The 18,699-nt window shown below is 35.9% G+C and carries 20 protein-coding genes; 9 read left to right on the forward strand and 11 right to left on the reverse strand.

The window, feature by feature from the left end:
• Positions 1 to 34 precede the first annotated feature (34 nt).
• From K8N75_RS01705 to K8N75_RS01715, 3 genes are all read left to right on the forward strand, one after another.
• The gene (locus K8N75_RS01705; RefSeq protein ID WP_223790439.1) at positions 35 to 1,111 is read left to right on the forward strand and encodes a phosphatidylglycerophosphatase A; all 1,077 of its coding nucleotides are present in this window, start codon (positions 35 to 37) and stop codon (positions 1,109 to 1,111) included.
• Between the two features lie 14 nt (positions 1,112 to 1,125).
• Positions 1,126 to 1,914, forward strand: a complete 789-nt coding sequence (gene cobS / locus K8N75_RS01710; RefSeq protein ID WP_223790440.1) for an adenosylcobinamide-GDP ribazoletransferase — start codon at positions 1,126 to 1,128, stop codon at positions 1,912 to 1,914.
• Between the two features lie 110 nt (positions 1,915 to 2,024).
• A complete protein-coding gene (locus K8N75_RS01715) occupies positions 2,025 to 2,579 on the forward strand; it encodes a tRNA (cytidine(56)-2'-O)-methyltransferase (protein WP_223790441.1) in 555 nt (184 codons plus the stop codon).
• A 20-nt stretch (positions 2,580 to 2,599) separates the two neighbouring features.
• On the opposite strand, the gene K8N75_RS01720 is transcribed toward K8N75_RS01715, so the two are convergent.
• A complete protein-coding gene (locus tag K8N75_RS01720; RefSeq protein WP_223790442.1) occupies positions 2,600 to 3,637 on the reverse strand; it encodes a PQQ-dependent sugar dehydrogenase in 1,038 nt (345 codons plus the stop codon).
• A 210-nt stretch (positions 3,638 to 3,847) separates the two neighbouring features.
• Here K8N75_RS01720 and upp point away from each other — a divergent pair, with 210 nt between their 5' ends.
• Entirely contained in the window at positions 3,848 to 4,489 is a 642-nt protein-coding gene (upp, locus tag K8N75_RS01725; protein WP_223790443.1) for a uracil phosphoribosyltransferase, read from the forward strand.
• Positions 4,490 to 4,524: 35 nt separating this feature from the next.
• Here upp and K8N75_RS01730 read toward each other — a convergent pair whose 3' ends face one another.
• The 4 genes from K8N75_RS01730 to rplJ all read right to left on the reverse strand — a co-directional run bounded on the left by K8N75_RS01730 (position 4,525) and on the right by rplJ (position 9,133).
• Entirely contained in the window at positions 4,525 to 5,019 is a 495-nt protein-coding gene (locus K8N75_RS01730) for a fumarate hydratase C-terminal domain-containing protein (protein ID WP_223790956.1), read from the reverse strand.
• A 48-nt stretch (positions 5,020 to 5,067) separates the two neighbouring features.
• Complete coding sequence (mfnA, locus tag K8N75_RS01735; protein WP_223790444.1) at positions 5,068 to 6,231, reverse strand: tyrosine decarboxylase MfnA; 1,164 nt, start codon at positions 6,229 to 6,231, stop codon at positions 5,068 to 5,070.
• A 96-nt stretch (positions 6,232 to 6,327) separates the two neighbouring features.
• Entirely contained in the window at positions 6,328 to 8,628 is a 2,301-nt protein-coding gene (gene ppsA, locus K8N75_RS01740) for a phosphoenolpyruvate synthase (protein ID WP_223790445.1), read from the reverse strand.
• A gap of 22 nt (positions 8,629 to 8,650) precedes the next feature.
• The gene (gene rplJ / locus K8N75_RS01745; RefSeq protein ID WP_048191586.1) at positions 8,651 to 9,133 is read right to left on the reverse strand and encodes a 50S ribosomal protein L16; all 483 of its coding nucleotides are present in this window, start codon (positions 9,131 to 9,133) and stop codon (positions 8,651 to 8,653) included.
• Between the two features lie 133 nt (positions 9,134 to 9,266).
• Here rplJ and K8N75_RS01750 point away from each other — a divergent pair, with 133 nt between their 5' ends.
• The 3 genes from K8N75_RS01750 to K8N75_RS01760 are packed head-to-tail and all read left to right on the forward strand — an operon-like array spanning position 9,267 to position 10,525.
• Positions 9,267 to 10,049, forward strand: a complete 783-nt coding sequence (locus tag K8N75_RS01750; RefSeq protein ID WP_223790446.1) for an ATP-binding protein — start codon at positions 9,267 to 9,269, stop codon at positions 10,047 to 10,049.
• Between the two features lie 51 nt (positions 10,050 to 10,100).
• Positions 10,101 to 10,328 carry a KEOPS complex subunit Pcc1 gene (locus tag K8N75_RS01755; RefSeq protein ID WP_223790447.1) on the forward strand — a complete coding sequence of 76 codons (228 nt, stop codon included), beginning with the start codon at positions 10,101 to 10,103 and terminating at the stop codon, positions 10,326 to 10,328.
• Positions 10,329 to 10,369: 41 nt separating this feature from the next.
• Positions 10,370 to 10,525 (forward strand): hypothetical protein, encoded by a 156-nt coding sequence (locus K8N75_RS01760; RefSeq protein WP_223790448.1) that lies wholly within the window; start codon positions 10,370 to 10,372, stop codon positions 10,523 to 10,525.
• Between the two features lie 3 nt (positions 10,526 to 10,528).
• Here the strand turns inward: K8N75_RS01760 and K8N75_RS01765 are convergent, their stop codons facing one another.
• Positions 10,529 to 11,365 (reverse strand): peptidylprolyl isomerase, encoded by an 837-nt coding sequence (locus K8N75_RS01765; protein ID WP_223790449.1) that lies wholly within the window; start codon positions 11,363 to 11,365, stop codon positions 10,529 to 10,531.
• On the reverse strand, positions 11,356 to 12,453 hold the full coding sequence (locus K8N75_RS01770) for a nucleotidyltransferase family protein (RefSeq protein ID WP_223790450.1): 1,098 nt from the start codon (positions 12,451 to 12,453) through the stop codon (positions 11,356 to 11,358). Before K8N75_RS01770 ends, K8N75_RS01765 begins: the two co-directional genes overlap by 10 nt.
• 113 nt (positions 12,454 to 12,566) lie before the next feature.
• On the opposite strand from K8N75_RS01770, the gene K8N75_RS01775 reads away from it, so the two are divergent.
• Entirely contained in the window at positions 12,567 to 13,865 is a 1,299-nt protein-coding gene (locus K8N75_RS01775; protein WP_223790451.1) for a dihydroorotase, read from the forward strand.
• Between the two features lie 46 nt (positions 13,866 to 13,911).
• Positions 13,912 to 14,091: a CooT family nickel-binding protein gene (locus tag K8N75_RS01780; RefSeq protein ID WP_048191599.1), complete on the forward strand. Its 180-nt coding sequence runs from the start codon at positions 13,912 to 13,914 to the stop codon at positions 14,089 to 14,091.
• A gap of 198 nt (positions 14,092 to 14,289) precedes the next feature.
• Here the strand turns inward: K8N75_RS01780 and K8N75_RS01785 are convergent, their stop codons facing one another.
• Genes K8N75_RS01785 through K8N75_RS01800 form a run of 4 tightly spaced genes read right to left on the reverse strand, consistent with a single transcriptional unit; the run spans position 14,290 to position 18,334 of the window.
• A complete protein-coding gene (locus K8N75_RS01785; RefSeq protein WP_048191602.1) occupies positions 14,290 to 15,528 on the reverse strand; it encodes a 4Fe-4S binding protein in 1,239 nt (412 codons plus the stop codon).
• A gap of 16 nt (positions 15,529 to 15,544) precedes the next feature.
• Positions 15,545 to 16,957 carry a F420-non-reducing hydrogenase subunit MvhA gene (mvhA, locus tag K8N75_RS01790; RefSeq protein WP_223790452.1) on the reverse strand — a complete coding sequence of 471 codons (1,413 nt, stop codon included), beginning with the start codon at positions 16,955 to 16,957 and terminating at the stop codon, positions 15,545 to 15,547.
• On the reverse strand, positions 16,958 to 17,887 hold the full coding sequence (locus tag K8N75_RS01795; RefSeq protein ID WP_223790453.1) for an NADH-quinone oxidoreductase subunit B family protein: 930 nt from the start codon (positions 17,885 to 17,887) through the stop codon (positions 16,958 to 16,960).
• A gap of 18 nt (positions 17,888 to 17,905) precedes the next feature.
• On the reverse strand, positions 17,906 to 18,334 hold the full coding sequence (locus K8N75_RS01800; RefSeq protein ID WP_048191608.1) for a hydrogenase iron-sulfur subunit: 429 nt from the start codon (positions 18,332 to 18,334) through the stop codon (positions 17,906 to 17,908).
• Positions 18,335 to 18,699 lie beyond the last annotated feature (365 nt).

Below are 18,699 nucleotides of genomic sequence, written 5' to 3' on the forward strand. Positions count from 1 at the left end.
TTATAAATTCTTTAGTTAACAACGGTGTGATGGAATGAAAACAAATATTTGTATAGATGATATTAAGATTAAAAAAGATAAACATACCACGGTATTTTACAGAGATAATGGGTTTCAGACCATTGGAAATTCTACAATTGGAAATGGAATTGGATATGTGAAGTCAATTGTATATCATGGAATGGAAAATCGAGAACAACCTCTTCCCTATACTTTGGGTGAAGTTAATGATGAAGAAATTTTTAAAGAAAAAAATAAATATTTAAATGCAATTTTTGAGTTTAATGAAGTTGAAAAACCTCTTGCTGCAATATTAAGCCCCATAAATAAGATTAACTTTGAAGCTGTAAACACAACTAATATTACAGCACTTGTAAATGTGTATCCCGGAAGTAAATTGTTTTTAAGTATTCTATTATTTGTAAACTATGACCTTGATTCAAAAACTCTTGTAAGAATTTTAAAATCCACAATCGACTCTAAATCTGCAGCTTTATGGGATATGGGTGTTATAAATCATTTTTCATTTGATCCACTTGATCTTGAGGATAATGAATCAATTATTATAGCATCTACTGGTTCTGCAGAAGTTGTATCTCCTGAATTAGTTAATGAACTGGTTAAAGATGTGCAAATAAATGTTAGACAAGCAGTTAAAAACGCTTTGAGTCATAATGGTTATCCAAAAGATGTTGTAGAATATATGAAGGATGTAGGTGTAGAGGTTGATGACCTTGTAGATGCAGGTATGGAACTGGTTGTAGGTGTTGAAGAAACACCAGAAATCAGTGAAAAACTTAGAAAACAAATTTATCATTCTCTAGAGGATCTTAACGTGGTATCATTCATAATTGCAGGTATCAGGCTTGAAGAAGACTATGAAAAACATAGGGTTCTTGGAGTTGATGTTGATGATGATCCTGCATATCTATATTCAGATGAGGTTTTTGGAATGTCAGTTGCAAATCAAATAGCCGGTACTAAGGCAATTTTCAACTTTAAAAGATATGATGAGGCTAAACCCGGAATTATTAGTAAATTAGGTCCTGTTCTTGATGATGTATTCGCAGGTCTTGTTGCGGGATGTATGTCGAAAATATTTGAAGTTTAAATTGGAGGATAATCATGTCAATATTAAATGATCAGAATGATGAATCCAAAAAAGAAGGAAGTAAGATAAATGGTTTCTTTGGTTTGATATCCTTCTCAACAATAATCCCGCTTAATATTCATACAAGCATCAAGGAAATGGCAACTTACACGTGGGCTTGGCCAATAATTGGTGCAGCTATTGGAATAATTGTTGGTGCCTTTGGATTTTTACTTGTTGATCTGATGCATCTACCCCAATTGATAGCAGCAGCAATGATTTATAGTTTTTCAATTTGGTTCACTGGCTTCCATCATCTTGATGGCCTAATAGACTTTGGAGATGGGATGATGGTCCATGGAACCCCTGAAAAAAAAATAGATGTCATGAGGGACAAACGAATTGGTACAGGAGGTATGGCTTATCTTCTGATTGTAGGTCTTATCACATTTACAGCAATAGCATCAATTCCCATAGGATTTATTTTCTATATAATTCTTATTTCAGAAATTGCTGCAAAAATGGGAATTGTTAGCTGTGCAACATTTTCTAAACCATTCCCCAATGGTACTGGAAAATATTTCATTGAAGCAATGAACAAGAAACTTTTATTCTTATCATTTATTCTAACATCCACAATTGGATTTCTTGTGTTTAATACAGTAGGGATAATTGGAGTAGTGATGGGTATTTTATCAGGTGTTTTAATTGCATTAATTGCAAAGAAAAACTTTAAATGGGCTACAGGAGATGTTTTAGGTACATCAAATGAAGTTGCAAGGATGTTAGCACTTTTGATCATGGTGGCGATGTTTACAATCTGATTTTATTTAAGTTTTTAAATCAGAGTAGTATACTCCTAAAATATTTCAAGTTAATATTTGTCTATATTTATAAAAATGCATAATTTTATGATTTCAAGGGATGGTAAAAAATGAAGGTTAATGTTTTAAGACTAGATCACAGGAGGGTCAGGGATGCCAGAATAACAACTCATGTTTGTTTGACAGCAAGGGCATTTGGGGCTTCTAAAGTTATATTAAGCGGAGATCAAGATAAAAAAATAATGGAAAATGTTAGAGATGTTGTAAAACGTTGGGGTGGGAACTTCGAAATAGATTACTGCAAAAGATGGGATAAATTCATAGATGAATGGAAACGAAATGGCGGAGAAGTAATTCATCTCACAATGTATGGTGAAGCTGTTCAAAATATCACTGGCATAATACGAGAATCAACAAAGGACAAACTGGTTGTTGTGGGAGGTTCACGGGTTCCTTCAAAGGTTTACCAAGAATCAGATTGGAATGTTTCTGTAACCAATCAGCCACACTCAGAGGTTGCAGCTCTTTCTATATTCTTACATACACTATTTGATGGGAAAGAATATGAAATAGACTTTAAAAACAGTGAATTAAAGATTATTCCCACTGCACATGGTAAAAAGGTATTAACAAAATATAAAAATTCTGAGATTGATGATCAATAGTTTAAAACTCGGACTACCCGTCAGTTAACTTTGATCCTTATGATTTTATCGTCTCCAATTTGAGGAATACCTCTTCCATCCCTATTGGAAGTGCAGATATAGATGTATCCATCATGCACAACTGCATCCCGAATTCTTCCTAATTGGGTAAACAGTGCATTTTGTCCAATGATACTTGTGCCATTATTTGAAAGACTTATCTCCCTTAATTGAGAACCTCTGAGCCCTGCAACATATAGTTTGTTATTGTAAAAAGCAATTCCCGATGGTGCAAGCGTCATATCAGTATAAACATACAAAGGTGTTTGTATTCCCTGTGCAGTTTCATTTCCCTGATAATTTGGCCAACCATAATTACCTCCGCTAATCAAGATGTTAATTTCATCATTCTGTATGTCTCCATGTTCTGATTCATACAAAATTCCATTACTAGGATTCCATGCAAGCCCCTGTGGATCTCTGTTGCCATAGGTATACACAAAATTATTGAATGGATTATCTGAAGGAACTGTACCATCCTTATTTATTCTCAAAATCTTTCCAGAAAGGGAATTTAAATCCTGTGCAGAAGTTCTATTGTTAGCATCCCCTGTTGTAATGTATAGTTTTCCATCGGGCCCGAACTTTATTCTCCCACCGTTATGTATCGAACCTGATGGAATTCTATCGATTAATACTGTTTCATTTTGAAGTTGATCATTTAAAACAAATCTTGAAACCCTATTTCCATTATTAGAGGTATAAAAAAGATATACATATCTATTCTGAGAAAATTGAGGGTCAACAGCTATACCTAATAATCCAGATTCACCATTGGCAGTCACATTTATGTTACCAATATTTTCTACACCATTATCCATTAAAAGACTCACATTTCCGCCCCTCTGAGTGAATATCATTGTGTTATTTGGCAAAAAGTCCATTGCCCAAGGTATGTCCAGATTATCTGCAACTACCTCTGATTGAAATCCCGTTTGCGTGACTGGTTTAGGTAAGATGAGTATAATTAACACGGCGAAAATTATTATTAATGGTATTATAAGCAATTTTTTGTTCATATTATCCCAGAATAATCCTTAAAATTATTCAAATCAGATAATATTATATTGTAGTTTTTTATACTTCAAATTTTTGTAAGAATATAATTGAAATAGAAGATATAATTTGGATACTGAATAAATACAATATCATTACATTAAATCGATTGGAAACTTATAACCCCGAATTAATTAAAGGGTTACTATACTAATATTGAAGGAGAAATTTCTATGATACTAAAACATATTGAGCATCTACTTGTACAGGATCAACTTACAACAATAAGAAGATCAGGAATAAGTAGCACAGATTTTAGGGCAGGTATGATCGAAATTGGCAGATTAATGAGTTATGTTTTCGCAGACACTCTTGAAAAAGAAAAATTAACCGTTAAAACACCTTTAGGAATATCTGAAGGTATTAAAATTAAAGATAAAAAAGATATCGTTGTTATAAATGTTCTTAGAGCTGCAATTCCACTTGTAGATGGAATATTGAGAGTTTTTACCGAATCTAAGTGTGGAGTAGTAGGTGCATGGCGTGAAGATATTCCTCCATTTAAAGTAAACTTAAATTATGCAAGAATCCCACCTGTTGAGAATAAAATTGTTATAATTGCTGATCCAATGCTTGCCACAGGCAATACACTTAATGCAATTTTGAATGAAATAAAAAATCAGGGTATTCCAAAAAGAATTATACTATTTAATGTGATAGCATCTGGAGAAGGAATAGAAAAAGTTTCAAGACACCACAATGACCTAGAGATTTATACTTGTGCCATTGACAATGAAGTTAACAGTGATGGATATATAGTCCCTGGACTTGGAGATGCTGGAGATATCTCTTTTGGAAAACCCCATGAAAAATAAAAATTTCCGTTTATTAGTAATATAATCTAAAAAATTTAGTAGATAGCCTTAGCATGGGCAGCTGCAACTATACAGGGTATACCACGTACTTCTAATAAATGAATGGCTTCCATACCCTCATTTTCAAATGCAACAACCTTCCTTGAAATTACTCTGCTTGATAAAAGTGCTGCTGCGGGAGGAGTAACAGCAAAAATTGATTCATATTTATCTAATAACTTAACTGTGCTATCTCCAAGTGATCCCTTCCCTATATGTATTTTAACACCTGATTTAGCAAGACACGGTATGCTCTCTTCAATCTCTTCTTTATTACTTGTTGTGGGTGAAATACCTGCATCGCTGACAGCAGTGTGCATAATAACAGATCCTTCAAGATCATCAAAACACTGCCCTCTCTTTATAGAATCAACCAGTTTAGGAAGAACAGCATCCCTACCTGTTAAAATTGTACCATATACCTCTATCTTATCCCCAACATGTAAATCTTGAACTATTTGAGAGTTTATTGGAGTACAGATTCGTTTTATATGTCTGATCTCATTATTTTTCTCTGTCAACTACAAAAACTCCGTTAATTATAAATTCAAGCTCTTAAGATCTTCTATAAATGCTTTTACATGTTTTTCTTTGATGTGGGGCATTACTATAACCCTTATGGCACGTGGATATGACGATTTGGAAACAGCCCATCCTAAATTTTCAAGCCTTCTAGCCAGTTCATCAACAGATATGTCCTTTGATTTAAAAGCAACAATGTTTAACTGAGGTTCTGTCACCATTTCAAATCCGGATTCGATAATACCTTCATATAAAAGCTTGGTTATTTCCATACATTGGTTTGAAACCTTCTTGTAACCTTCTCTTCCAAGATATTTCATAAGAGCCCATGTAGCAGCTGTTGAAGCACCCGTTCTAGTTCCTACAATGGTGGACTGCCTATCTTCTGTAAGATATGGCGTTTCAATGCTCATTGCATCCAGATACTTTTTCTCACGAAAAAGAATTCCACCAGTTGGTATTGGTGCAAGCCCCATTTTATGAGGATCTATTGTTATTGAACATACCCCTTTGAGTTTAAAATCAAATTTAGGAAATTCATAACCAATTTCAGTTAAAAATGGAATAGAATATCCTCCAAATGCCGCATCAACATGAAGGTAAATATTATTTTCAAGACAAATATTTGATATATCTTCAACAGGATCAACTTTACCCAATTCAGTTGTTCCTGCAACAGCCACTACTGCAACAGTGTTCTTAGATAACATTTCCTCAATAGAATTAACATCCACCTTGTAGTTACTATCAAGTTTTGCTTCCATAATATTCAAACAAAGCATGTCTGCTGCTTTTTTAAAAGAAAAATGTGCAGATTTAGGAACTATTATTTCAGGATCCTTTATTCCGGGATTTTCTAGTTTAGCAGAATTTCTGGCAGCTCTCATTGCCATTATATTTGCTTCTGTTCCGCCAGTTATTATGTGACCATGAATATCTTGTTTACCCAAAAGATCGCCTAACAAAGTTATAACTTCATCTTCCATGGCTTTAGTTCCTTTAAAAAGACCAGGATCTCCTAAATTAGACTCCAAAAACATTTGATATGCCCTCAAGCCTACAGGATGGGGGCATGTACACATTGAGCCGAGTATTTTACCTGAACGATGTGTCATATCCTTCTTTTTAAACTCTTTAAGTTGCCTGAAAACTTCTGTTTTTGATATTCCCTTATCTTCCATGGTTACCCCTGAAAATATGTGAAAATAATAATATCTTTAAATTTCAAATCTAAAATAAAAAAAAATATTGGAGTAGTTACTCCTTAATTTAAAATTCTACTCTTGCAAGACTTTTCTTGCTGCTTTGAGTACTAGCTTCTTTTCAACTCTTGCAACAACTTCTCTAACAGTTGCAACAGCATCTGTATTGGCAGATACACTTGTAATTCCAAGTTCTACCAGTTGTTCAACAATGTCAGGCATGCTTCCTGCTTGCCCACATATGCTTGTTTTAACACCTGCTTTGTTACACTCCTTGATTACCATTGCAATTAACTTCATAACTGCAGGATGTCTCTCAGAATAAAGTCCCGCCACGTTTTCATTGTTACGATCTATTGCAAGTGTGTATTGTGTTAAATCGTTTGTTCCGAAACTAACAAAATCAATTCCCTCAGCAATGAAGTCTTCAATTGTTAGAGCAGCTCCGGGAGTTTCAACCATTATACCCCATTCTATATTCTTTTGAGGTTTCAATCCAACTTCTCTTGCTATTTTCTTGGCTTCCTTAAGCTCATCTGGATGTTGAACCAATGGAAGCATAACACCTATGTTGGTATATCCCTCTTCATGGAGTTTTTTTATTGCTTTAAACTCAGCTTTCAATATTTCAGGTTCATCTAGTTCCCTTCTAATACCCCTCCAACCCAACATAGGATTGTGTTCGTATGGTTCATTTTCTCCACCATCAAGCGACTTAAATTCATCAGTAGGAGCATCTAATGTTCTGTACCATACTGTTTTGGGATAAAATGCATCTGCAACCTTTAAAATATTTTCAACAAGAGCTTTGACAAGTTCTTCTTCCCTACCTTCAATAATGAACTTTTTAGGGTGCACACCCAAAGCCAACATCATGTGCTCTGTTCTAAGCAAACCTACACCATCAGCACCTGTCTCCGAAGCTTTTTTAGCTGCTTCGGGCATACTAACATTTACTTTAACTTCTGTTACTGTTAAAATTGATTGATTTTGGATAACTGTAGCTGTTGATCCATTTGCTGTGGAATCCTTTTTATCTGTTTTCAACTTTCCTTCATATACAAATCCCTTGCTTCCATCAAGGGTTACAACAGAATTTTCTTTCAGAATCTTACTTCCATCACCTGTACCAACTACACATGGTATTCCAAGTTCTCTTGATACTATTGCTGCGTGGCAAGTAACTCCACCTTCGTCAGTTATAATACCATCTGCCCTTTTCATTGCAGGAACCATATCTGGCGTTGTCATCACAGTAACTAATATGTCACCCTTTTCTATTTTATCGAGCTCATCAGTATTTCGTACGATTTTTACTGCCCCAGATGCCATACCTGGGCTTGCTCCAAGTCCTTTAGCGATTATTATCCTTTCTTCAGATTCTTGTTCAGATTTGGATTCACAGTTGTCCTTGCCAAGTGTTGTTACAGGCCTTGATTGTAGCATGTAAATTTTACCACCTTCAATTGCCCACTCTGTGTCTTGAGGGAAATTATAATGATTTTGAATTCTTTTTCCAAGTTGAGCAAGTTGTGTTATCTCATCATTACTTAAAACACGTTTCTCACGAAGATCTTCTGGTACATCAACCTTTACTGTGTATCCTGTATCAGGGTCACGATCAAACATTACCTTCTTATCGCTGATCTTGTAATCAAGAATCTCATTTTTTTCTTTGTCGTACCAGCAAGTATCAGGTGTCACTGTTCCTGAAACAACTCCTTCCCCTAAACCCCATGCTGCCTCTATGAGAATCTTTTCTTCTCCAGTTGATGGGTGTACAGTAAACATTACTCCTGCTTTTTCTGCATTAACCATTTCCTGAACAACCACTGCTATGTAAACTTTAGAATGGTCGAAATCATTTTCTTCACGATAAAATATTGCACGTGATTCAAAAAGAGATGCCCAACATTTTTGAACATATTCAACAACATCTTCGCTACCCCTTATGTTAAGATAGGTATCTTGTTGACCAGCAAAAGATGCTTCCGGCAAGTCTTCTGCAGTTGCAGAGGATCTGATTGCTACAAAAACATCATCTTTACCAATTCGATGGCATAATGCATTGTATGCTTCGATTATGATGGTTTTGATCTCATCTGGCATCGTTGTTTCGGTTATTATTTTTTTGATCTTAACAGCTGATGCCTGAAGTTCTTTGTTTTTGTTGACGTCAAGAGCATCAAGAATGTCCATTATTTCATCGAAGATCCCTGTTTCTTTTATAAATTGATCGTAGGTTTTGGATGTGACGACAAATCCGGGAGGTACCGGTATCCCTGCATGAGTTAATTCTCCGAGGTTTGCGCCTTTTCCGCCTGCTACTGCAACATCTTCCTTTCTCAGTTCTTCAAAAAATTCGACATGCTTCATGCTAACACTCTTTTTATTATTTTTATTTAACTAGTTCTGAGCCTTCTTCAACTTCAATTCTACATGTTACTGGAAACTTCATTGCTGCTCTTCTTAAAGATTCTTTAGCGTCTTTAAAGTTCCTTTTGTTAGTATAAATAGTTAAAACCTTTTGATTTGGTTTTACAATTGCAACAGAGCTTACAGCTTTACCGAATGCCTTCCTCATACCATCCTGTACCCTATCAGCACCTGCTCCAGTAGCCATTGGATTTTCCCTTACTATATGATGAGGGTAAACCCTTATCTTCAAATGATAACCCATCCTTCCGGCTTTTCTCTGCATGTACCTGTTTGAAGCTATCCTAGCTGCTTCAAGTGCATTGTGAGATAACTGTGCTGCTTCTTTGACAACCAACGTTACTTTTAAAGGGAACTCAGCTGAGAGGTTGCCCATATCATATTGAACTATTCTTGAACCTGGAATTTTCCTGATGTAATCTTTTCTAGTATATGCTCTAACCATAAATAATCCTCCTTTCTAGAAAGTTTAGTCTATAAGTATAATAAACGTTGCCCTATAATATACCCATGTTAAAATATAACTCCATTTTCCTATAAAAAACATCAAATATATCAATCAACAGGATCGTGAGATGATGAAAATTGCAATAACTGGAAAAGGAGGGGTTGGAAAAACAACCCTTTCGGGCACATTGGCATGTTTATTTTCACAGACTTATAAAGTATTCGCTATCGATGCAGACCCAGATATGAACCTGGCATCCAGCCTTGGAATACACACTAAAATAACCCCAATATCAAAGATGAGGGACCTTATAAAAGAAAGGACAGGTGCAGAACCTGGATCATCATTTGGAGAGGTTTTTAAGATAAATCCCAGGATATCTGACCTTCCGGAATCTCTTTCAATAAATTACGATGAAAATGGCAAGCTAAAGCTCCTTGTAATGGGTACAGTTGATAAAGGGGGAGAAGGGTGTGTATGTCCTGCTTCAGTACTTTTAAAGGCATTAATGCGGAATCTTATTCTTAAAAAAGATGAGATGATTATATTGGATATGGAAGCAGGAGTTGAACATCTCGGAAGAAAAACAGCGGAAGCTGTTGATATAATGATAATCGTTGTTGAACCTGGACTCAAATCACTTGAAACTGCTGAACGAATTAAAAGACTTGCAAGGGATATTGGTATAAAAGAGATAGTTTGTATAGTTAACAAGATTTCAAGTTTAGACGAAGACCAATTTGTAAGATCTAAGCTTGAAGATTTGGGAATTAAAATTATTGGAACCATACCCCGTGACCCATTAGTTGTTAAGGCAGATATGGATGGTAAAGCACTTGTTGATTATCCTGATTCTGAAGCACTGGCTGCTATAAAGAACATTAGTAAAAACATACTTGAATGGAATGGATAGAACAGCTTTCTATCGTTTTGGAATAAGATAAATTATAAGGATAAGCATATTATGAATATCAAAGTTATCATAAAATTCAAATATAAAAATGAAGAAATTGCAGAAATTGCCTATAAATCCCTGGAACCTGACAACATTGGATATATAAATTCTTCTATCCATGGTAATTATTTTATCTGTAGTTTAAATGGCGATTCAATAGGCACAATCCTTGCGACTGCTGATGATCTGGTTTTCTGCGAAACAATGGTTGAAAAGATTTCGGAATTAAGGGTATAATAAATCATCAATTATAAAATTTAATTTTAGGAGAAGTAACAATGATCAATCTCAAAAATTTGATGGTTGGTTTTGGATTTGTTCTAATAGTTCTAATATTTATGATACAAAAAATCAGAATTAGATCTGCCCATAAAAAAAAGATTATTGAAATTAAAAACAGAAGAAAAAAGAAAAGAAAGAAAAATATGAAGTAATATCTATTCCTTTTTCTCTTCTTCAGGTAAAACTTCTTCTGCTATTTCTTCAGCTTCAACCTTTTCAACAGCTTCTTCAAGTGCTTCTTCAGCAATAACCTCTTCGGCTATTTCTGCTGCTTCTGCTGCTTCTTCTACTTTTTTCTCGAAGACATCGACGAATTCAACTTTTTCAATGTTTTCCATGTTCTCCCAGATATCTCTGGCTATTCTAAACCTTGCAAATGTAATGTCCATGTAAGGTTTTTTATCGAACTTGGCCATTTCATCCATTGCTATTTTGACCACTCCATCGATTATTTGTATGTCGTGTTTTTCAGAGTCGATGTTAGGTGCTGTGTAATGAAGTTCTATCATGCTTTTGATCTTCTCAACATCATCATCAATAACCTTAATGACTTTTATGTCGTATTCTAGATTTTTTCCTGCAAGTTCATGATTGAAGTCTACTCTAACCCTTCCACCACTTACACTTCTAATTATTCCAGTTGTTCCGTCGGATGTAATTGCCATTCCAACTTCGGGTTTCATTCCCTGTTTCTTGAATTCTCCCATAGGTATTAGCTGTAAGAGTTTTGGATCTCTTAATCCAAATCCTTCTTCAGGAGTTATATCTACTTTTTTCTCTTCTCCTTCTTTCATACCTACAAGTGCTTCGTCTAATCCCTTTAAAACGTGTCCTCCACCAACTACTATTGGTATTGCACCATAAGTTTTAGCATCTAATTTTATACCTGCTTCTTCCGCCACATTTTCATCGGTTGTGTCAAAGACGTTGCCTGTCTCCTGAACCTTTCCTGTATACTCAAGTCTTATAAAATCTCCTTCTTTCACTGCCATATCTCTAGCCTCCTGTGTGGTATTCTTTTTCGAAATTCATTTAGAACTTCTTTATTTTTATATTTCAATATACGTATAACAGATGGGTATCTGTCTATATAGTTATGTACACCCTCCTTAAAAATACCCGCCTCGATTGATGACATAACCCTGTTTTTAAAGTGTCTGCTGAAACCCTGAGAAATAGATTTTTCAACATCTAAAAGGCAATTAAAGGGCCTGTTCTTTATTAAAGCTTTTACAGTAATATCATCAATCAATGGAAGGGATTTAAGTTCTTGAATGTTGCTATTATTCACCCTTTCGAGTATTCCATCAACATCCCTTAAGTTGTCCAAAGGTGCATGACCATTATCAATTTCTCTAATAAGAACTTCAATTGTTTCAGGAGGTAACATATCTGTAACAGATTCCAGATCACCCAAAACAACTGCCTCCCTTATTTTAGTGCCACTAACACCTTCAACGCGCTTCACAAATATAAATTTATCAGTGAAATCAAAATCAATCTTTTTAAGGGACTTTGATAATGAAACTATTACATAATTGTCTTCATCAAGTTTTCCCTGAAGAAGAACTTCCTTTGTTTCCATATCAACAATTTTATATGGTTTAGGTGCTACGCCATTTCCATTGCTTATTCTTTTGAGTATCTTTTCATATCCTGGAAATGGTCTGTAACCACGAGGAATGTAATCAGCATCAAGAGCCTTAAAAGTCTTTGCAAGACATAATGTATACTGACCCGAACCCATTATCCCCATCGGGGGTCCTTCAATTACAATATCTGCTCCTGCTGCTATTGCGGTTTCAGCACGAGCTTCACGTGTCATAATATAAGGAAGGCCCCTGCCACTTCTCTCCAATGGCCCTGGTACAACAGCAACAAATAAACCTTCTGGAATCTGGTTTTTTGCTTGGATCATGCAAAATTTATGGCCTAGATGTAGTGGAGAGTACTCTGTAAAATCTGCAATTATCTTCACATCACCTTCAACAGATCCATAAATTGGTTCCCTTTTAATATCGTTATTTAAAAGTTTTCTATCTCTATCCAAAATTTTTTGGACGAATTTTTTACATTCCAAATTGAATTACCCCAATTACTTTGTATATATTTAATATGTTTCTATCATAATAATGGTTCATAGGATCAAAAGATAAAAATATAATAGAGAAGATATGATTATTTGGTGTAAAAATGCTTGATCTCTGCCTTTCAAATTGTAAAATTGCTCCTGAAAACATTGAATATTCAATAGGAATTAATGATGGAAAAATTGTTTCCATCAAAAGGAGTACTATCAAAGCAAAAAAAACTATTGAACTAAATGGTAAAATAGTTTTACCTGGATTAATTGATGCCCATGTGCACTTGAGAGACCCAGGATTTACCTATAAAGAAGATTTCAGATCTGGAACAACTGCTGCTGCTGGAGGCGGTTTTACAACTGTCCTGGACATGCCCAATACAAAACCTCCAACAAACACTGCCAAAACATTCAAGAACAAAATTAGACTAGGAGAAAATAAAAGTCTTGTTGACTTTGGTTTACATGCAGGGGCAGATAATCCAGAACAGATAAAAAAACTTGCAGCCCTCAAACCAGCTTCATTTAAAATTTTCATGGATCTGTTTGATGATGATTTTTTAATGAATATATTCGGTGAACTATCGGATTTACCCGAAATTGACGGCATTAAAACCGTTGTTTCACTACATGCGGAAGATAAGGAAATTGTAAATCGATACACAAATATGGTAAAATCCAAGGAAAATTTGAATCCAATTGCATATGTGGATGCAAGACCACCATTAGCCGAAGAGATTGCAGTATCCAAAGCCATATTATTAGCCAAAGAATTCAATTTGAAGATGCATGTGTGCCATGCGAGTACTAAAAAATCTTTAAACCTAATAAAAAAAGCTAAATTTGATGGATGTAATATTACATCAGAAGTTACTCCACATCATTTGTTTTTAGATTCAAGCTACATTGAACAATTTGGAAACTTTGCAAAAACCAATCCCCCACTCAGAAACAAGGCAAATAAAATAAATCTAATTGATCTTTATAATGTGGACATTATTGGAACAGATCATGCCCCGCACACAATTTCAGAAAAAGAAGAAAATATTTGGAATGCACCACCTGGAATCCCTGGGTTAGAAACTGCCCTCCCACTTATTTTAACCCAAATAAATAGGGGTAAAACATCATTTGAAATGCTGAAAAAGCTCCTATGTGAAAATCCTGCCGAAATATTTAACCTTAAAAATAAGGGATTTATAAAGGAAGGAATGGACGCGGATTTTGTTGTAGTTGACATGAAAAAGGAAGATATAATAAATCCTGATAATTTCTACTCAAAGGCCCATTATTCTCCATTTAAAGGTCAAAAAGTACAGGGATTACCAATCATGACAATTTTAAGAGGTGAAATTGTAATGAAAGAAGGCGAAGTTTATGAAACCAACGGAAAATTTGTTTACAGTTAAAATTAACTTAATTTGTATTATATAAAAAAAATTGAATGGTGATAAAATGTGCGAATCCACTGTTTATTCAATAGATGGAACAAAAATAATGGAAGATGTTTTAAACATTAAAATAAATGGCAATAATATAGAATTAATGGATATTCTAAACACGAAAAAAGATATTAATGGAACCATAGTAGAGATAGACTTGGATAAACATGGAATATACATTGATTTAAAATAATCAAATCCAAATTTTTAATAAATTAATTTTTTTCCATTACCCAATCTAATATTTTCTTTAATTATATCCAAACTAGTATTTTGGTCTTATTTCAAAAAGAGTAATATTTCCAGATTTGCTATAATTTTATTATATTCATTATATTTTCTAAAAAAATAAAAAAAGGGTTTGGTGGATAAATTCCACCTTATAAAAAACTTACTTCATTGAGAGTGCGTCTTTAGGACACGGTTCTATGCACTGGTCACAGAGTATACAGTAACCTTTGAGTGGTACTTTTTCTCCAGTGAGCTTCAGCATACTATATGGGCATACTTCAATACAGTCACCGCATTCAGTACATTTATCTGGGCTGAAAGAGATCCTGTTTCGTTTAACGGCTTTGCCATCAACTACTTTATCGATCTCTGAAATTGTCAAGGCGCCCTCAGGACAAGCAGTTGTACATGCACCGCAACGTGTACACATTGCGTATGATGCTTCTGCATCTGTCTTAATGTCGCCTGGAACTTGCATTCCAGTGTTTGTTACTACTCGGATTGCGTCAGTAGGGCATATTCTTGCACATGCACCTATATGATCACATTTTTCCTCGTCCCAGACAAGTCCTTCTTCAGATGCTGGCTTTGCTGGTCCTAATTCTACTTCAAGATCTATTGCATCTACAGGACACAGCTGTTCACAGAGACCACATGCTGTACAGATCTCTGGAAGTTCAACTGATAGTGTTGATGATTTAGGATTAATGAAGTCTCCAGGACATGCTTCAACACAGACGTTACATCCAATACAGGTGTCTTCGTCCACTTCAAATTTGAGCATCTCTTTGGTACGTTTTTCTGGTTTTTTGCCTGATATGTACACTGCATTCCATGGGCATGTCTGTGAACAGACTCCACATTTTATACAAGTGTCTTCATCAATGACAATACTTCCTCCAACTTCTTCGAGGGTGATGGCATCTACTGGACATTCATCCACACACATACCACAACCTACACAGTCCACTATTGCTATAGGTCCGCTGATGTCAATATCAACCTTATTAGGTTCTTTAACACCTTCAACACCAATAACTTCTACAGGGCATATGTCCACACATTTCTGACACATTACACAGTATCCTTCTAGTGGTACCTTGCTCATTTTACCTTCATCAAGTTTCAGTACCTGTGGTGGGCAAATTTCTACACAGTCGCCGCATTCATCACATAGTGCTGGGTTGTAGGTTACTCGAGCTTGTGTTACACCGCTCTCATCAATTGAAAGTTCTTCTGTTTTCAATGCACCTTTTGGGCATATGTCCACACATTTGGGTGCGCCTCCACAGACGTCACAGTAGATCACATCTTCCGGTGACACTTCTATGGCTGCTGTAGGGCATGCACCCTGGCATGCGCCGCATCTGATGCAGTCTTCCTTGTTGACTACTATCATTTTTTCACCTTGCGGGTTAGACCTTGTTTATGAGGTGTCCCTCACTGTCGTATACTTCAACAGTTGCGAGTTTCATATTTGTGTCGATTGTGTGAGTTGCACAGGATAGACATGGGTCGTATGCCCTTATTACCATTTCCATTAAGTTGAATATTTTGTCGTCTACTTCAACACCAGGTTTGATGTAGTCTTTAGCGACTTTCTGAATACCCATTTCCATGGCAGGGTTGTTCTGGATTGTAGCAACTATTATGTTAGCTTTGGTTACTAGACCGTCTTCATCTGTTTGATAGTGGTGAGTCAATGTTCCTCTTGCTGCTTCAACTATTCCTACACCTTCACCAGCCTGTCTTTCTATTGGTTCGGGGAATTTTTCTCCAGATAGGTCACCTTCGAGTGCGTCAACAGCCATTTCTGAAGCCGCAACCAGTTCAATTAACCTTGCCCAGTGGAATAGTAGTGGTTCTTGTGCATATCCAAAGGTATCTTTGAATTCTTTGAAGTAGTCCTGGGCTATTGGTGATGGCATTTTATCGGCCACATTAAGCCTTGATAATGGAGCTACCCTGTAAATTCCTTCAGGATATCCTAAGTCTTTTATGTAAGGGAACTTTAGCCAGGAGTAAGGTTTGACCTTCTCTGCCATATGGTCCAGGTAGTTTTCGCTTCCAAATTCAGCGTGTATTTTACCTTCTTTGTCTTTGATCCTAACGTCTCCGTTGTAAACATCCCATACGCCTTTGTTAACAAGACCAGTATGGTAGGTTTCTACGTATCCAAGTTCTTTGACAAGATCTAGGTTTTCAACAAATATTGGTTTTGCAAGTTCGATTGTTGCCTGTGCTAATTCAACATTCCTCTTTGCTTTTGTAAGAAGATCTTTCTGAGTTTCAGCATCGATTTCTGTTGATATACCTCCAGGTGTTGATGATGTTGGGTGTATTGTCCTTCCACCTGTTGCTTTGACTATGTCTAAAGCGTTTTTCCTTAATTCTATAGCTTGGAGAGCAACATCAGGTGCGTCTTTAATGATTTGGAAGACGTTCCTTGTTTTACGATCTTTTCCTGCTATGAAATCAGGTGCTGCCAGGAAGTAGAAATGGAGTGCATGTGAGTGCATAAATGAACCCCAGTTCATTAACTCCCTCATTTTGTAGGCAGTTGGTAAAATTTCATCGTCTTTAAATCCAAAACATTGATCTGATGCTTTTGCAGCAGCTAAGTGGTGTTGTACATCACATATACCACAGATTCTTGGTACTATTCTGGGAACCTCTTCAACTGGTCTTCCCTGTAGGAATTTTTCAAATCCACGGAATTCCATAACATGAAGTCTGGTTTCCTCAACATTTCCTGCATCATCGAGATGCACTGTAATTTTTGCGTGACCTTCAATTCTTGTCACAGGTTCCATTGTTAATTTAACCATTTATTTTCCCTCCTTTTGCATTTTCATTGGTATTAATGCAGCCGGGAGTGTGTAAGTATAGAATGTACCTACAACATCATCTAACTGGTCAGCAACTTCTTCAGGGTCAACAGTTTTGTCGTGATCAATACCGAAGTCTGATCCTATTGCACTTATCATTTTTGCACCTTGGTCAGTTACTTTTGCTGTTGGTCCGTAGCATCCTCTACACTGTATGCCTATTGATGGGCATTCTGCTCCGCAGAGTGATATTGTTGATGGACCCATACATACAAGTCCCTGTGGTACCAGACACATTTCTTTTTCGGGTCTTCCAAGTTCGAACTGCCTGATGATCTTGTCCATTGCCATTCCTTCCGGTGGCTTTTCTCTTGGACATACTTCACATAGGTTTGTTGTTGGTAATGTTACCGGTTCACCTGTTAAAAGAGCTATAAGTGCTTCTGCAAGAACATCGGATCTTGTTGGGCAGCCCGGTATGGAAAGATCCACATCTATTGCTTCTGAAAGTGGTCTTACCCTACTTTCGAGGTGTGGTATATCTTCACTTGGTATTATACCTTCTTCGTTGTAAGTACTGGCGGAATTTACGTAAGCTTCTTGGGTGAGCTCGTCAACAGTGTGTAAGTTTCCGAGTCCAGGTATTCCTCCGTATACAGCGCAAACACCGTATGCTATGACGAATTTTGCTTTTTCTCTTAGCATTTCGGCAAGTTCACGGTTTTCATTGTTACGGATTCCGCCTTCTATTATTATAACATCCAGATCATCTGGAACTTCATCGTATTTAACGTCCATGAGTACGGGCATGAATTCTATGTCTGCCAATCCCATCACATCAATTATTGCTTCATGTATATCTGCAATGGACAGGTGACAACCGGAACATCCAGCCAACCACATGGTCGCTATTTTAGCTTTTTCTGCCATATTATTTCACTCCTCCGCTTATGCTTCAACTGATAGTTGTTCCTTGAGTGGGGATTTACCTAGTCCCTTTATACGGGTTACCATCATATCAACGGTTTTCGCGAATTTTTCTCCTTCTGATGCAGATATCCAGTCGTGGTAAATTCTTTCTCTTCCAATTCCTAGGTCATCTGCTAATTTGTAAATCAATCTCATTCTTCTGTCTAATTTGTAGTTTCCTGCGTCGTAGTGACAGTCACCGTGGTGACATCCTGCTACAATAACACCATCTGCTCCCTCACGGAATGCTTTAAAAACAAACTGTGGTTCTATACGTCCTGAGCACATAACTCTTATTACACGTACGTTTGGAGGATATTGCATCCTTGCAGTACCAGCGGTGTCAGCTCCACCGTAGGAGCACCAGTTACAACAAAACATAACGATCTTCACATCATCCTCAGCCATAGAGTTTCCTCCTGATTTATCAATGTACCATCAACTTCACCATATTGTGGTGACTTATTAATGTACATTATATGGATAGCAAAATAGTTATTATAAAGGTTACTCCAAGAACAATTCCGAAAGGCATATATATAAGAATATGAATATCCTGTTTAGTATTACTTTGACAATTTAATACCAATTATTTATATTATTAAAGCCCAAAAAAGCCTTATAACTAATTATTTACGCTTATTACTATTTTTAACTTTTAATATTAATTTTTAATTATTTTTAAGGGAATATTTACTGTTATATTCTAAAAATTTTTTTTGTATAGATTTAAATGTAAAACAATTTTTAAGAATAGCATTTGTTTGAATTTA

This window comes from Methanobacterium spitsbergense (assembly GCF_019931065.1).
GTDB classification, from domain to species: domain Archaea; phylum Methanobacteriota; class Methanobacteria; order Methanobacteriales; family Methanobacteriaceae; genus Methanobacterium_B; species Methanobacterium_B spitsbergense.

What these genes read in the sequence shown, in the direction of transcription:
- mvhA (WP_223790452.1), bottom strand. Translation starts at nt 16,957, where the DNA reads ATGGTTAAATTAACAATGGAACCTGTGACAAGAATTGAAGGTCACGCA.
- cobS (WP_223790440.1), top strand. Translation starts at nt 1,126, where the DNA reads ATGTCAATATTAAATGATCAGAATGATGAATCCAAAAAAGAAGGAAGT.
- K8N75_RS01780 (WP_048191599.1), top strand. Translation starts at nt 13,912, where the DNA reads ATGTGCGAATCCACTGTTTATTCAATAGATGGAACAAAAATAATGGAA.
- upp (WP_223790443.1), top strand. Translation starts at nt 3,848, where the DNA reads ATGATACTAAAACATATTGAGCATCTACTTGTACAGGATCAACTTACA.
- K8N75_RS01760 (WP_223790448.1), top strand. Translation starts at nt 10,370, where the DNA reads ATGATCAATCTCAAAAATTTGATGGTTGGTTTTGGATTTGTTCTAATA.
- K8N75_RS01750 (WP_223790446.1), top strand. Translation starts at nt 9,267, where the DNA reads ATGAAAATTGCAATAACTGGAAAAGGAGGGGTTGGAAAAACAACCCTT.
- mfnA (WP_223790444.1), bottom strand. Translation starts at nt 6,231, where the DNA reads ATGGAAGATAAGGGAATATCAAAAACAGAAGTTTTCAGGCAACTTAAA.
- ppsA (WP_223790445.1), bottom strand. Translation starts at nt 8,628, where the DNA reads ATGAAGCATGTCGAATTTTTTGAAGAACTGAGAAAGGAAGATGTTGCA.
- rplJ (WP_048191586.1), bottom strand. Translation starts at nt 9,133, where the DNA reads ATGGTTAGAGCATATACTAGAAAAGATTACATCAGGAAAATTCCAGGT.
- K8N75_RS01765 (WP_223790449.1), bottom strand. Translation starts at nt 11,365, where the DNA reads ATGGCAGTGAAAGAAGGAGATTTTATAAGACTTGAGTATACAGGAAAG.
- K8N75_RS01720 (WP_223790442.1), bottom strand. Translation starts at nt 3,637, where the DNA reads ATGAACAAAAAATTGCTTATAATACCATTAATAATAATTTTCGCCGTG.
- K8N75_RS01795 (WP_223790453.1), bottom strand. Translation starts at nt 17,887, where the DNA reads ATGGCAGAAAAAGCTAAAATAGCGACCATGTGGTTGGCTGGATGTTCC.
- K8N75_RS01705 (WP_223790439.1), top strand. Translation starts at nt 35, where the DNA reads ATGAAAACAAATATTTGTATAGATGATATTAAGATTAAAAAAGATAAA.
- K8N75_RS01800 (WP_048191608.1), bottom strand. Translation starts at nt 18,334, where the DNA reads ATGGCTGAGGATGATGTGAAGATCGTTATGTTTTGTTGTAACTGGTGC.
- K8N75_RS01775 (WP_223790451.1), top strand. Translation starts at nt 12,567, where the DNA reads ATGCTTGATCTCTGCCTTTCAAATTGTAAAATTGCTCCTGAAAACATT.
- K8N75_RS01755 (WP_223790447.1), top strand. Translation starts at nt 10,101, where the DNA reads ATGAATATCAAAGTTATCATAAAATTCAAATATAAAAATGAAGAAATT.
- K8N75_RS01785 (WP_048191602.1), bottom strand. Translation starts at nt 15,528, where the DNA reads ATGATAGTAGTCAACAAGGAAGACTGCATCAGATGCGGCGCATGCCAG.
- K8N75_RS01715 (WP_223790441.1), top strand. Translation starts at nt 2,025, where the DNA reads ATGAAGGTTAATGTTTTAAGACTAGATCACAGGAGGGTCAGGGATGCC.